Genomic DNA, 13,752 nt, shown 5'->3' on the forward strand with positions numbered 1-13,752 from the left:
CTGGTTGCTTCCAGTCAAAAACGGTAAAGTCTGTTGAATCCAATGACCGTTTTTGACTGGAAGGGAACCGGATGAAATTGATTTATTCGCGATGTCTTGCATTGACTGTCCTGGCATTAGGACTAGCTGCTTCAACCGCCCAGGCCAGGACTATATGCACAGCAGTCGCCGATGCCGCGACGGGCAAGCTAGTTGTGCAGCAAGGCAACTGCAGCGAGCGTGTCACGCCTGCATCCACGTTCAAGATCGCCATCAGCCTGATGGGTTACGACTCTGGCTTCCTTAAAGACGCCTTCACCCCGGCCTTGCCGTTTCGCGCTGGCTACCCAGATTGGGGCGGTGCCGAATGGCGTCAACCGACAGACCCGTCGCGCTGGATCAAATACTCGGTGGTCTGGTTTTCGCAGCAAGTGACGCAGTCCCTTGGACAAGCGCGTTTTCAGCAGTATGTCGATTCGTTCCAGTATGGGAACAAGGACGTCTCGGGCGACCCCGGCAAGCACAATGGCCTCACTCGTGCATGGATTGGCTCCTCGTTGAAGATTTCTCCTCTGGAGGAGGTCGTGTTCCTCGAGAAGCTGGTGAACCGGCAACTGCCCGTTACCCCGCATGCATTCGACATGACGAGTCAGATCACGGAGATCAGCCAGCTTCCTGACGGATGGGACATCCACGGCAAGACCGGTACGGGGTTTCCTCACCACCCCGATGGTTCGGACGATAAAGCGCACGGCTATGGCTGGTTCGTCGGCTGGGCTACAAAGGGGAGCAAGACCTACGTATTTGCGCGCCTGATTCAGGACGAGAAACCGGAGCCGGGTGCAGCGGGGCTGCGAGCCCGCGCTGCATTCATGAAGGAGCTGCCCTCTCTCCTGAACTCATTCGCTAGCTGATACGTTTCCGGCTGCGAACGTCACCATGCCCAGGAGCGTCGTTCGCTTCGCCTCACTTCCAGGGTCACTTCCAGGTTCACTTCCAGGCTCACTTCCACAACGCGCAACGCGATATGGCTTTGGATCCGAAAGCCTGTTCGCCGGGTATGGTCGCGGTGATCGTGTAGAAGTCCCAAGGCTCCTTGGACTCCGAGGGTTTCTTCACCTGCATCAGATACATGTCGTGAATCATGGTGCCGTCGGGCCGGATGTAACCCTTGGCGTACATGTCATCTATCTTCATCTTGTGCAGTTGCTCCATCACCTTCGTGCTGTCGGTCGAACCCGCGGCCTGCACCGCCTTCAGGTAAGTGGTCGTCGCCGAATAGTCCGCCGCCTGCAAGCTGGTCGGCATCTTCTTCATCTTGGCGAAATAGCGCTGCGCCCATTTGCGGGTCTCGGCGTCCTTGTTCCAGTACCAGCTATCGGTCGCGAGCAGACCTTGGGCGGTCTCAAGTCCGAGGCTGTGGATGTCGGTGAGAAAGATCAGCAGGGCGGCAATCTTCATTGACTTGGTCAGGCCGAATTCCTTTGCGGCCTTGATCGAGTTGATGGTGTCGCCACCCGCGTTTGCAAGGCCCAGGACCTGTGCCTTCGACGCTTGCGCCTGCAACAGGAACGACGAGAAATCCGATGCCGATAACGGATGCCGCACTGCTCCCAGCACCTGCCCGCCGTTCGCCTTCACGACCTCCGACGTGGTCTTTTCCAGCGCCTTGCCAAATGCATAGTCGGCGGTGAGGAAGTACCAGGTCTTGCCGCCTTGCTTCGTCACCGCCTGGCCGGTGCCGTTGGCGAGCGCGACGGTATCGTAGGCGTAATGGACCGTGTAAGGCGTGCATTGCTCGTTGGTCAGTGCATCAACACCCGCGCCCACGTTGATGTACGGAATCTTCTTTTCAGCGGCAATCTGGTTGGTCGCGAGCGCGGTGGCCGAATTCGTGCCGCCGATGATCCCGTTGACGCCATCCCGGTCGATCCACTCGCGTACCTTGGACGCCGCAATGTCCGCCTTGTTCTGGTGATCGCCATACAGCAGTTCGATAGGCTTGCCGTTCACCTTGCCACCGAAGTCGTCGATCGCCATACGGACTGCTTCAAGACCTCCCTGGCCATCGGAGTCGGAGTAGAGCCCTGAAAGGTCTGTAATGAAGCCGAGCTTGACTGAGTCCGCCGCTGCATGCGCCGCGCTCGCGGTGAAGCTCAGGATGGCTGCCGTAACGAGGCCGCACGCAGAGCGTCGGGCGAGTGTGTTGTTCATTCTTGTCTCCATCAGTTCTTATGGGCGGCTAGTCTCGATATGCTTGAAGGGCGGCTCGTACGAGGAATCCGTCAGGGTCGAAAATATCCGCTTGGGACGAATGAAGTCAAGGCTTACGACACTAATGTTGCGGCGCTACTCCACGTCTTCATCATCCGGCGCGGCGGTTTCATGCGTCATGGCGGCGTGTGCGAGCGTTGTAGCTTCCACCGGCGACGCTTGCCTGCGCTCGCTATAGCGATCGGTGAGGTAAGACGAACGATCGCGCACGAGCAAGGTGAACTTGACCAGTTCCTCCATGACGTCCACTACGCGGTCGTAATACGCGGAGGGTTTCATGCGGCCGCTGGCGTCAAACTCCTTGTAGGCCATTGCTACCGATGACTGGTTCGGAACCGTCACCATCCGCATCCATCGGCCGAGCACGCGCAACGCATTCACCGCATTGAACGACTGCGATCCGCCGCTTACCTGCATGACCGCAAGTGTGCGGCCTTGCGTGGGTCGCACTGCGCCGATTTCAAGTGGAATCCAGTCGATCTGGTTCTTGAATACCGAGGTCAGCGTTCCATGCCGTTCCGGGCTGCACCAGACTTGTCCTTCCGACCATGCGGACAACGCGCGTAGCTCCGCTACTTTCGGATGATCGGCTGGAACGCTGTCGGTGATCGGCAGGCCGTGCGGATCGAAGACTTTTGTCTCGGCGCCAAAATGGTTAAGGATGCGTTCGGCCTCGAGGGTCAGGAGGCGGCTGTATGACGTGGGGCGCAGCGAACCATACAGCAGCAGAATCCGCGGCGGGTGTGTTGCAACGGACTTGGGCGCCAGCTTGTCGACACTCGGAATGTCGACGTGTGCGTGGCTAATGTTTGGCATTCCTGATGACATTAGCGAACCCGGTTGCCTTTGCCGTCGATCACGACCTCGCCATCTTCCTTGCTGAAAGGTCCTTTCTGCGCCTCGGGCAAGATCTCCAGCAGCAGTTCGGAGGGCCTGCATAAACGCGTGCCTGCGGGTGTGATCACGAACGGGCGGTTGATAAGGACAGGGTGCGCCAGCATGGCGTCCAGCAATTGTTCGTCCGTCAACGAGGTGTCGGCGAGACCGAGCTCCGCGAACAGCTTCTCTTTCTCCCTGATCGCTTGCCGGACGCTCAGCTCCGCATCCTTGATCATGCTGGATAGCGTGTCGCGACTGGGCGGCGTCTTGAGGTACTCGATCACTTCCGGTTCAATGCCGGCATGACGGATCAGCGCCAGGGTATTGCGCGACGTGCCACAAGCGGGGTTATGGTAAATCGTGATGGCCATGTGCATGAGTCTCCATGAATCGTTAAAGAGGGGCTTGCTGTTTTATCAACGCCATTCAGCGGGAGCGTTTCGAGGGCGCACTCACCGAACACGTGCCGCCTTCGCAGCAATTTTCGGTAAGGAAGCCAATGAGTCCGCTCATGGCGTCGAAGTTTGCTGAGTAGAAAATGAAGCGGCCGTCTTGCCGCGCGTTGACCAGACCTGCGTATGAAAGGTCTTTCAAATGAAACGAAAGACCCGACGGCGAGACGCCGAGTTGCTGAGCAATGTCGCCGGCCGCGAGACCCTCGGGACCCGCCACGACCAGTGCGCGGAAAATGGCCAGGCGCGACTCATGCGCGAGCGCGCCCAGCGCGCGAACTACGGTGTTTGAGTTCATGCCGTTAGCGTACAGCAAACGTTTTTACATTTCAATAATTATTGAAATGTAAGTCAACGTGATTTAAGCAATCGCTCAAGTGGCGCCGGGGTTTGCCGTTAAAGGGGTTGGGCCGGTGGATGGAGTCGGCTTCGGTTGCGCTCGCCGGCATCGACCCGCGCCACCGCTTAAATGTCGATGTGAGATATCAAAAGTGAGACGAACATGTTTTCGACGATTAAAGGCCGCCTCGGCATTGCGATGGCGCTTCTGGGTCTGTTGCTGATCGTAATCGGCGGACTGGGGTTGTGGGGAATGAGCCGCGGTAACGACACAACTCGCGGTCTTTTCATGAACCAGATGCCTAGCGCTGTCGCGGCCGGCAACGCGGAAATGTTTACTGCCCGTGAGCGGCTCAGCTTCGATCGTGCGGCCTTGCTGGCTGGCAAGCCCGGTGCGGAGACGGCCATTGAAACCGGGGCAACAATGCGCGCGCGTGCCGACAAGGAGTGGGCGACCTACGCCGCGCTGCCCCAGGGTCCGGGCGAACACAAACTGGCTGAAGATTTCGAAGCCAAGCGCCTTGAACTCCAGAAGCTGCTGGACGACGGTTACGCCAATATCAGGGCGAACGACGCAGACAAAATTGTCGCTTCCGCGGAAGCCATGCAGGTTGCGTTCAGGCAGTTGTCCACGATTGGCGACGCGCTGCGCAGGTATCAATTCGACTCCGCGAAGAGCGACTACGACAACTCGCAGGAAGCATTCGGCGACTTCCGTATTGTCGGCATCGCTTCCATTCTGGTTGGCCTCGCGGCGGCTCTTTTCTCCTGGCTGTCGCTGCGTCGTTCGATCGGGCGTCCGCTTGATGAAGCGCTTGCGCAGTTCGATGCTATCGCTGCCGGGGATCTGCGCCGTGAGCTGATTGTCACCTCGCGCGACGAGATGGGGCAACTGCTGTCGGGTCTCGCGAAGATGCAAGCCAGCCTCGTCAGCACAGTACGCACGGTGCGCTCGGGCAGTGAATCCATTGCATCGGCGACCAAGCAGATTGCGGCGGGCAATATCGATTTGTCCTCGCGCACGGAAGAGCAGGCGTCGGCGTTGCAGGAAACTGCTTCGAGCATGGACGAGTTGACCGGCACGGTGAAGCAGAACGCCGAAAACGCGCGTCAGGCAAGCTCGCTGGCCGCCAACGCATCGGACATTGCGAACAAGGGCAGCACGGTTGTTTCGCAAGTGGTCACCACCATGGGCGACATCAACCAGAGTTCAACGAAGATCGCCGACATCATCACGATCATCGAAGGCATTGCGTTCCAGACCAACATCCTCGCGTTGAATGCGGCGGTGGAAGCCGCGCGTGCTGGTGAACAAGGACGGGGTTTCGCAGTCGTGGCGGCAGAAGTTCGCAGCCTCGCGCAACGCTCGTCGGCGGCAGCGAAGGAGATCAAGGAGCTGATCAACACGTCGGTCTCGCGCGTGCAGACAGGCACGACGCTGGTTGGCGATGCGGGCCGCACGATGTCGGAAATCATCGGCGCGGTGCAGCGTGTGACGGACATCATGGGCGAGATCGCGGCTGCGTCCGAAGAGCAGAGCAGCGGCATTGAACAAGTGGCGCGCGCGATCACGCAAATGGATGAAGTGACTCAGCAAAATGCGGCGCTCGTGGAAGAAGCCGCGGCCGCGGCGCAATCGCTGGAGGATCAGGCGGGCGCGTTGAAGGGGGCCGTGTCGGTGTTCCAGTTGAACGACGGCGGTCTGGAAGTCAGCAAGACGGCGCTCGGCGCGAAGCCGGCGCGTGGCGTGCCGCATCGCGCGTTGGCGGTATCGAAGAAACGCGCGATTGCTGTGAGTTCGGGTTCGAGCACGACTCCGGTTGCGGTCGCCGCAGCGCTCAAGACACCGGTGCTGATCAAAGAGAAGTCGAAGCCCGTTGCATTGGCCGCTGCTGCTGATTGGGAGGCGTTTTAACCGACGTTGCATCCTGGCTAGCGGTCACCGGGAGGCGCTGGATGTTCGCGTCTCCCGGCCGCGACAGGTTCGCAATTCAATTCGCCAGGCGTGCGGATGCAGGGGACGGGCCGAGCTATTTACCGCCGCTTTGCAACCGCTGCATCACGCTCACTTTGCGGGCAATGCCGACGGACTCATTCGCCTGATGCGCCTTCTCTCGAGGAAGGTCCATAGCATCAACACGCCATACGTCGCGTATCGAAGAATAGTAGAGACGCTGCCAATCCACGCCGCATCTTCCCATTCGATATTCAGCAACAGCCGCACGGCATTCTCAGCCGTCAGACCCGCTCCCCATACAAGCGTCATTTTTCGAATGGCCGCTACGAGGTCGGGATTGTCGCGCCACCATTGATCGAACTTAGCCGTTCCTCCGTCCTGCTCGCGGGCTATGGTCGACCGCCCGAGATAAAATACGATCGGCTTTGCAAAGGCGAGCGAGATCAAAAACGCAATGCCGATCAAGCCCGAAATAATGGGTTCTTCGAAAAGGCGCGTATGGGGGTTATCGATAAAGAATGAAACCACTAGCGAGAACAACGTGCCGACCAGGACGATCGCGCTTAGCGCGTCGAAGTGACTAAAACGTAAAAGGTCCCACGTCATCCACGCAATTAGCGGCAGTGTGGAAGCGGCCAGTGCGCCGAGGTGGCCCCATTGCGGATACGCAAGGTGATAGGCGAGCCACGGCAAGAGCACGTTGATGCAGATCGCGGATAAATATCGGGCCCGGATGTTCATACGAATAGCCTGAGTGCCGAAGTTCAGACCTGCCGGGTTGCCGGCGCGGGACAAACAAAAATACCACGGGACGAATCAAGTGTCTCAGGCGTTTCACGCATCAGAGATGGCCCGAGCTGCAAAGACGACGGCGGCCATTAATGAACCGATAAGGACAACCTTCGGCGCACTCCTTTCGAGATTAAAACAAGGAGTGTTGCTGAGTTCCTAGCGCTGCTTAAGCGTTGATGCATCAAAGCATCGAAACGCGAGGCTGATGCGCGGCCCGTCAACTCCGCTCATCTTCGGTATGCCGTGATTGTGCGTGAATTGCGATGCGTAGCTCATCACGAGCACACTGCCCGCCTGCAGATCCACATTGAGCGTGCGGCCCTTGCCCGACTTCGCGCGGATTGTCATGCGGCGCGTCGCGCCCAGCGACAGGATTGCTATTGGCGCCTTCTGCACCAACCCTTGCGTCTTGTCGTTATGGGGCGCGACGCTGTCGTTGCCATCGCGATACAGATTCAAGCCGACGCTGTTGAACTGCGCGCCGGCAATCACGCGCACTTGTACCGCCGCTTCCATCAGGGGCTCCGGTAAATCCGCCGCATCCAGCGAGAAATGCGCCATCAGGCGTGGCACATCGACCTCGCGTTCGTACATCATCCGGCGCTGATTGCCCCACGTCACGTTGGCCAGCGTCTGCTCAAACCACGCGCGCGCAGTGGCTTGCGGGATCACGTCGGGCAGGTAGCGAATCCCGCTTTCGGTGTCTTCCACAAGCTCGAGCGGCACGGCATCGAACAGATCGTTTTGAAACACGACGATTCCTCTCCTGGCTAATCCGCCGCAAACGGCAATTCACCCTGAACCGATTGCGGCTCGGCAGCATACGATCCCGCCGGCAGCAACGCCGTCACGCGTACCCCGAGCAAACGCAGTCGACGGTCCAACGGCACGCGCTTCAGACACTCGGTCGCGGCGCGCCGGATCTCCGTTGCATCGGCTGTTGGAAATGGGACCGTCAGATCACGCGTGACCGTACTGAAGTCGTTGTAGCGCAGCTTGATGCCGACCGTGCGACCCTCGTACCCCTTGCGCCGCAGATCGTCGGCCACGCGCGTACAGAGGTCGGTAAACGCCGCCGAGAGTTCCGCGCGATCGTGGCGTGGATGCAGGTCGCGCTCGAAGGTGGTTTCGCGGCTCATCGACTTCGGCTCGGAGCTGACCACGACGGGCCGTTCGTCGAACCCCTGCGCCACGTCCAGGAGCCATGCCGAGTAAGTCCGGCCAAAGCGGGCCTGCAGTATCTCGGGGTCCGCACGCGCCAGATCACCGACGGTCTCAATGCCGATAGCCGCCAGTTTTTCATTCGCCTTCGGCCCGATGCCGTTCACCTTGCGTACCGGCAGCGGCCAGATTCGCAAGGGGATGTCGGCGGGGGTGAGGATCGTCAGGCCGTCGGGCTTATCCAGTTCCGAGCCGATCTTCGCCAGCAGCTTGTTCGGCGCGACGCTGATCGAACACGACAGCGCGGTCGCATCGCGCACGGCCTGCTTGATGCGTGCGGCGGTCTCGGCGGGGTCGCCCGGCAGGTCCGTCAGGTCGATGTAGATTTCATCGATGCCGCGGTTCTCGATCTGCGTGGTGAACGTGGCCACCGCCTCTTTGAAGAGGCGCGAGTAGTGCCGGTAAGAATCGAAGTCGGTGGGCAGCAAGATGGCGTCGGGCGCGAGCTGCGCGGCTTTCATCATGCCCATGGCGGAAAACACGCCGAGCGCGCGTGCTTCGTAGGTCGAGGTGGTGACAACGCCGCGGCCCGCGTAATCGCGCAGCCGTTTAAAGCGCCGAGTGCCGTCCGCCAGTGTTTCGGGCGTGGCGTTCCGGCCGCCGCCGATCACGACCGGCTGGCCGCGCAGTTCCGGGTAACGCAGCAGTTCAACGGACGCATAAAAGGCGTCCATGTCCAGATGCGCGATGTGCCGCGTGGCTGTCACCGCTGCGCTCCAGCACGCAAGCGGCTCAACGCGATTGGCGCATAGGAACCGGATGTACCGATATTTCCGCTGGGAACGGACATAATGAAAATAGCTGTATGGATGTACAGTATTTTACATCAAAAGCGTGGGGTGTCCTCTTGATACCTCAATCCGCCGATTCCTCAAGACGCAGGTATCTTCGACGCGCGTACGAATTCGATGAAGCGCGCCGCCACCGCGTTATCGCGTGTCGCTTGCCAAGCCAGCCCGACTTGCCAACGGGCGGCCGCATCGCGCAAGGGCAACACTCTGGCATCCCGCAGCAGATACTTCGCCCGGGACGGCAAAAATGCAGCGCCGACGCCTGCAGCGACAGCAGCCAGAACAGACTGGATATCATCCGTCTGCTGAATCACGCGCGGCACGAAACCATGCTCGCTGCACCAACGATCTATCTGCGCTGCCAGACCGGGGCCACTGCTGCGCGCGAGCGCGATCAAGCCGGGTTCGTTGAGCTCATCCAAATTTGACGGAAGGCGCTTCCATTTTGCGTGCTGAGGCACGGCAAGCGCCAATGCCTCGCTGAGCAACGGCACGCAAGACAACCCGCTATCGGCCGGCATGCGCAGGAAGCCCACATCAAGCTTCCCCGCGAGAAGCCGGCGGGTCTGCTCGGCTGAAGAAAGATCATTGAGCGACACGCTGACGTTCGGATTCAGTCTTCGAAATTCCGCGATCAGTTGCGGCGCCAGCGTCAAGGTCGAAAGCCCGAGACCGACACGCAAATATCCGCGCTTTCCACTGCTGGCTTCGCGCGCCCGTGCGACCAGTTCGTCCGCATCGCGTACCAGTGTTTGCGCGCCCGCAAGGAACTCGGCGCCGAATGACGTCAGTTCAGCGCCATGCCTGCCGCGTTCAAACAGCCGCGCCCCCAATGTGTCTTCCAATGCCGCTACCTGCTTGCTGAGGGCGGGTTGAGTGACATTAAGCGCTTCGGCAGCGCGCCCGAAATGGTGGAGTTCAGTCACGGTGAGGAAGGCCCGCAGAAGTTTAAGTTCCATTCCGTAAAGTAATTGAATATGTCGAATGATTCATTTTACTTATTGAAGGCCTGGCGGTCCAATGCACTCTTCAACGGGTTCTTCAATCAGGTGGTGAACGACATGTCTTTCCCCTTTCAGGTTGCGACAGTCCCGCTCATTTCGCTGCGCGGGAATGCATCGCAGAACGTTGCGAACGTGTCCGCGTGGCTTGAGGGTGCGGCGCTCAAAGGAATCTCGCTGGTTGTTTTCCCTGAAGCCAGTCTTGTGGGATACGCCGATACCCTGAACCTTCGTCGCCGTGAGCTTGCAACGCTGGCCGAGCCGCTCGACGGGCGTTCAATCGATCAAGTCGCCGATGCAGTCGAGCGCACCGGCGTGGCTGCGGGTGTCGGATTTATCGAGCGGGCAACGGATGGGAGGTTGTTCAACAGTTACGTGATTTGCATGCCGGGCGGCGTGCGTTGTTGTCATCGCAAACTGAACGCGGTCGAACACCCCGGCATCGAACGTGGCGAGCAGTACACGGTCCTGGATACGAAGTGGGGCGTCCGTATCGGCATTCTGATTGGCGCAGATAACTATCTGATCGAGAACGTTCGCACGACGGCGCTCATGGGCGCGACATTGCTTGTTGCGCCGCATCGGACATATGGTTCGGATGACCATCAGAAGCCTTCGTTACAGCCTCTTTCAACGCGGCAACGAACCCGGCCGCACGCCATGGAGAGCGTGGGCGAAGCCGACTGGTTGCGGCGGTCGTTGATCGCGCGAGCATCCGATAACGGATTGTTCGTAGTCTTTAGTAATGGTTCGGACGAGGGCAGTCATCAAAGTGGCATGATCATCGATCCTTTGGGGCGAGTGCTGGCCGATCAAGTGTGCTCATCCAACCCGATGGTTTCCGCAGAAGTGAACCCCAGTCTGATAGAGGGGAGCGTTGGCCAGCAATGCTTGGCGGCCCGTCGCTCTGACGCTAACGGGCCGCTCGTCCGTTCAATGCTGCCGCGCGTTAACGCGTTTGCGGACCGCAGTGGAACGCCGTTAAGAGGCGCGATTGCATTGAGCTTCGCTCAGGTCAGCCGCATCCGCCAGATGTAGCGTTCCACGCGTTCAGTGTTCGCCGTTGGCTGGGCCGATCGCGTCGAGTTCAGCAAGCACGGCGTCCGACAACCGTAACTGCGCCGCCTGCATGTTTTCCCGCAGATGCGCGAGCGACGACGTGCCCGGAATCAGCAGAATGTTGGGCGCGCGGTGCAGGAGCCAGGCGAGCGCCACCTGCATCGGTGTCGCGCCGATCGTTTGGGCGATAGTGGACAGCTCGGACGATTGAATCGGCGTGAACCCGCCAAGCGGGAAGAACGGCACAAACGCAATGCCCTGGCTCGCCAGCTCGTCGATCAGCGTATCGTCTTCTCGATGAACCAGGTTGTAGTGGTTCTGAACGCAGACAATTTTTGCAATGCCCTGCGCCTCGGCGATCTGGGCCGCGGTCACATTGCTCAGGCCGATATGGCGCACGAGCCCCTCGCGCTGGAGTTCGGCAAGCGCTGTAACCTGTTTTTCAATCGATCCTTCCGCCGGCGAATGAATATTCCCCATGATGCGCATATTGACCACGTCAAGCGTATCCAGGCCGAGATTGCGCAGGTTGTCGTGGACGCCGCGCCTGAGATCTTCCGGTTCCATCGCCGGTAGCCAGCCACCGTCTTCGCCGCGCACGGCGCCAAGCTTGGTGACGATCACAAGATCATCCCGGTACGGGTGAAGCGCTTCGCGAATGATCTGGTTGGTGACGTGCGGTCCGTAGAAATCGCTTGTATCGATGTGATCGACGCCCGACGCCACCGCTTCACGCAGAACGGCTATGGCTACATCACGATCCTTCGGCGGCCCGAACACGCCGGGGCCAGCCAGTTGCATGGCGCCGTAGCCCAGGCGATGCACCGGACGTCGGCCAAGCTCAAAAGTGGCGGTAGGGCTGAAATTCGACATGACGCGCTCTCCTTGATGAATGTGAAGCCAGTATGGCGGCGATTGTGTTGTTAGATAATCCGGTCTAAATTGCACGGGTTGTTTAAAAATGTGAACAGTGACCATGGAATTAAATGATCTTGCCGCGTTCATTTCAGTGGCTCGCGCCGGCGGTTTTCGCGATGCAGCCCGGATTAGCGGCGTCTCCGCCTCGAGTCTGAGCATTGCCGTGCGTCGTCTGGAGGCGAAACTCGGGCTGCGCTTGCTCAACCGGACCACTCGCAGCGTGGCCCCGACCGAACCCGGACTACGCCTTCTGGAAAAGCTGGCGCCGTTGTTCAGCGAGATGGAAGCGTCGCTGGATGTCCTGAACGGCTTCAGGGACAAGCCAAGCGGCACGCTGAAACTGAACGTGCCGTCGAGCACCGCGCGGATTGTGTTGCCAACCGTTATTGCGTCGTTCCTGAAGGCTTATCCGGACATCCGCGTGGAAGTCGTGGTCGAGGATGGTTTCGTCGATGTGCTGTCGATCGGCTGTGACGCGGGCATTCGTTATGACGAGCGGCTTGAGCAGGACATGATCGCCATTCCGATCGGGCCACGCGTGCAGCGGTTCGCGACGGCTGCTGCGCCGGAATATCTCGATACGCACGGCAGACCCGAGCACCCGCGCGAGTTGCTTTCGCATGCGTGCTTGCGCGGGCAGTTTGCCGGCGGCGCGAAGCCTACGTGGGATTTTGAGCGGGACGGGGAGGTGATACGGCTGGATCCTACGGGACCGCTTCTGGTCAGGCCCGGCGCGGCAATGGACCTTGCAATCAGTACGGCCGTGGCAGGCGTGGGCGTGATTCACCTGTTCGAGGGAATGCTGCGTCCGTATCTGGATAGCGGCGCGTTGGAGCCGATTCTCGAACCGTGGTGGCCGAGCTTTTCGGGCCCATTTCTCTACTATCCGGGGCATCGTCACCTGCCCGCACCGTTGCGTGTTTTTATCGATTTCGTGAAGGCGGGGAATTTATCGAACCCGTCACCGAATCCGCCGGCCCTTTGATCTACGCCTCCGCCTCCGTTTGCGCCTGCGGCACGATCGAACTCAACCAGTCCGAGAGCGCGACAAACGGTTCGTCGTTGGCAATTTCGTCGGGTGCGACGAGGTAATAACCTGACGTGCCGGACATCGGTTTATTCAGCGGCACGACCAGCCGGCCGGACGACAATTCGTCCGCGAGCAAAATTTCGGGCAGCAACGCGACCCCCAAGCCCGCCTGAGCCGCGCTGGTGAGCATGGTGAACAATTCGTAGCGCGCGCCGCGTACCGCTCGAACATCGTGCTCAAGCCCGTTCAGACGAAACCAGGTGCGCCAGGCGTCGGGCCGTGTCGATAAATGCAGCAGTGGCAAATCAACAAGTTGTTCAAGCGAAATCGATGAGCCGGGCGCACTTCCGGCGAGGAGAGAAGGGCTGCACACCGGTACGACCTTGCCCTCGCGGAACAGCAGTTTCCCCTGCGTGCCGGGCCATACCGAATCGCCGAAATACAGCGCGGCGTCGAAGGGCGAATCGCTGAACAGGAAAGGCTCGGTGCGTATCGACAGATTCACCGTGATGTCCGGCCGCAGCGCGCGAAATTGCGGCAGGCGCGGGATCAGCCACTGGCTGGCCAGTGTAGGAACGACCGCTATCTCCAGAATCCGCCCCACACCGCGTTGCGCCATCAGTTCGAGCGTATCGCGCTCAATCCGGTCGAGGTTCTTGCGCACGAGCGCCGCGTAATGACGGCCGTGCGTGGTCAGCACAATGCGCTTCTTGATGCGCAGGAACAAAGCGACCCCCAGCCGGCTTTCCAGTCCCGCAACCTGGCGGCATACCGCACTTTGCGTGAGCGAAAGCTCATTGGCCGCTCGGGTGAAGCTCTCGTGGCGTGCGGCGGCCTCGAAGATCTGCAAGGCGACCAGATTGGGAATGCCTTTTCTCATGTTTTACCGGTACCGTTTGCGTCTCGCGCGTCGAGGAATTAGGTGACTTGGTTCTGTTTGCGAATGAACTGATGAGTTTATATCAATTGCGCGGCTTTTTGACGCCCTCCAGAATCGCCTTCCAATGAATCGCCGAACCGGGCCCTGGGCTCGCGCCACGCTGGATCAGCCGGAACTGGA

General features: G+C 59.8%; 14 protein-coding genes. 4 read left to right on the forward strand and 10 right to left on the reverse strand.

Going from position 1 to position 13,752, the window contains the following annotated elements; genetic code table 11:
* The first annotated feature begins 71 nt into the window (after positions 1 to 71).
* Positions 72 to 893 carry a class D beta-lactamase gene (gene blaOXA, locus SBC1_RS29350; protein ID WP_165103167.1) on the forward strand — a complete coding sequence of 274 codons (822 nt, stop codon included), beginning with the start codon at positions 72 to 74 and terminating at the stop codon, positions 891 to 893.
* Positions 894 to 981: 88 nt separating this feature from the next.
* On the opposite strand, the gene SBC1_RS29355 is transcribed toward blaOXA, so the two are convergent.
* The 4 genes from SBC1_RS29355 to SBC1_RS29370 form a co-directional block, all read right to left on the reverse strand.
* Entirely contained in the window at positions 982 to 2,193 is a 1,212-nt protein-coding gene (locus tag SBC1_RS29355) for an ABC transporter substrate-binding protein (RefSeq protein WP_165103170.1), read from the reverse strand.
* Between the two features lie 135 nt (positions 2,194 to 2,328).
* Positions 2,329 to 3,081, reverse strand: coding sequence for an arsenical resistance protein ArsH (arsH, locus tag SBC1_RS29360; RefSeq protein ID WP_165103173.1), 753 nt, complete (start codon positions 3,079 to 3,081; stop codon positions 2,329 to 2,331).
* Entirely contained in the window at positions 3,081 to 3,503 is a 423-nt protein-coding gene (gene arsC / locus SBC1_RS29365; RefSeq protein ID WP_165103176.1) for an arsenate reductase (glutaredoxin), read from the reverse strand. Before arsC ends, arsH begins: the two co-directional genes overlap by 1 nt.
* A gap of 55 nt (positions 3,504 to 3,558) precedes the next feature.
* Positions 3,559 to 3,882 carry a helix-turn-helix transcriptional regulator gene (locus SBC1_RS29370; protein ID WP_165103179.1) on the reverse strand — a complete coding sequence of 108 codons (324 nt, stop codon included), beginning with the start codon at positions 3,880 to 3,882 and terminating at the stop codon, positions 3,559 to 3,561.
* A gap of 204 nt (positions 3,883 to 4,086) precedes the next feature.
* Between SBC1_RS29370 and SBC1_RS29375 the strand changes: the two genes are divergently transcribed.
* On the forward strand, positions 4,087 to 5,838 hold the full coding sequence (locus tag SBC1_RS29375; protein WP_165103182.1) for a methyl-accepting chemotaxis protein: 1,752 nt from the start codon (positions 4,087 to 4,089) through the stop codon (positions 5,836 to 5,838).
* A gap of 150 nt (positions 5,839 to 5,988) precedes the next feature.
* Here the strand turns inward: SBC1_RS29375 and SBC1_RS29380 are convergent, their stop codons facing one another.
* The 4 genes from SBC1_RS29380 to SBC1_RS29395 form a co-directional block, all read right to left on the reverse strand.
* Entirely contained in the window at positions 5,989 to 6,621 is a 633-nt protein-coding gene (locus SBC1_RS29380; RefSeq protein ID WP_165103185.1) for a VC0807 family protein, read from the reverse strand.
* A gap of 207 nt (positions 6,622 to 6,828) precedes the next feature.
* Complete coding sequence (locus SBC1_RS29385; RefSeq protein ID WP_241202362.1) at positions 6,829 to 7,425, reverse strand: alpha-ketoglutarate-dependent dioxygenase AlkB; 597 nt, start codon at positions 7,423 to 7,425, stop codon at positions 6,829 to 6,831.
* 17 nt (positions 7,426 to 7,442) lie between these two features.
* Complete coding sequence (gene dinB, locus SBC1_RS29390; protein ID WP_241202405.1) at positions 7,443 to 8,567, reverse strand: DNA polymerase IV; 1,125 nt, start codon at positions 8,565 to 8,567, stop codon at positions 7,443 to 7,445.
* Between the two features lie 197 nt (positions 8,568 to 8,764).
* Complete coding sequence (locus SBC1_RS29395; protein ID WP_165103191.1) at positions 8,765 to 9,643, reverse strand: LysR family transcriptional regulator; 879 nt, start codon at positions 9,641 to 9,643, stop codon at positions 8,765 to 8,767.
* Between the two features lie 102 nt (positions 9,644 to 9,745).
* Between SBC1_RS29395 and SBC1_RS29400 the strand changes: the two genes are divergently transcribed.
* A complete protein-coding gene (locus tag SBC1_RS29400) occupies positions 9,746 to 10,723 on the forward strand; it encodes a nitrilase-related carbon-nitrogen hydrolase (RefSeq protein ID WP_165103194.1) in 978 nt (325 codons plus the stop codon).
* Positions 10,724 to 10,735: 12 nt separating this feature from the next.
* On the opposite strand, the gene SBC1_RS29405 is transcribed toward SBC1_RS29400, so the two are convergent.
* Positions 10,736 to 11,617 (reverse strand): aldo/keto reductase family oxidoreductase, encoded by an 882-nt coding sequence (locus SBC1_RS29405; RefSeq protein ID WP_165103197.1) that lies wholly within the window; start codon positions 11,615 to 11,617, stop codon positions 10,736 to 10,738.
* Between the two features lie 103 nt (positions 11,618 to 11,720).
* Between SBC1_RS29405 and SBC1_RS29410 the strand changes: the two genes are divergently transcribed.
* Entirely contained in the window at positions 11,721 to 12,647 is a 927-nt protein-coding gene (locus tag SBC1_RS29410) for a LysR family transcriptional regulator (RefSeq protein WP_165103200.1), read from the forward strand.
* A 1-nt stretch (position 12,648) separates the two neighbouring features.
* Here SBC1_RS29410 and SBC1_RS29415 read toward each other — a convergent pair whose 3' ends face one another.
* Complete coding sequence (locus SBC1_RS29415; RefSeq protein ID WP_165103203.1) at positions 12,649 to 13,572, reverse strand: LysR family transcriptional regulator; 924 nt, start codon at positions 13,570 to 13,572, stop codon at positions 12,649 to 12,651.
* Between the last annotated feature and the right edge of the window lie 180 nt (positions 13,573 to 13,752).

The organism is Caballeronia sp. SBC1, assembly GCF_011493005.1.
In the GTDB taxonomy this organism is placed as follows: Bacteria; Pseudomonadota; Gammaproteobacteria; order Burkholderiales; family Burkholderiaceae; genus Caballeronia.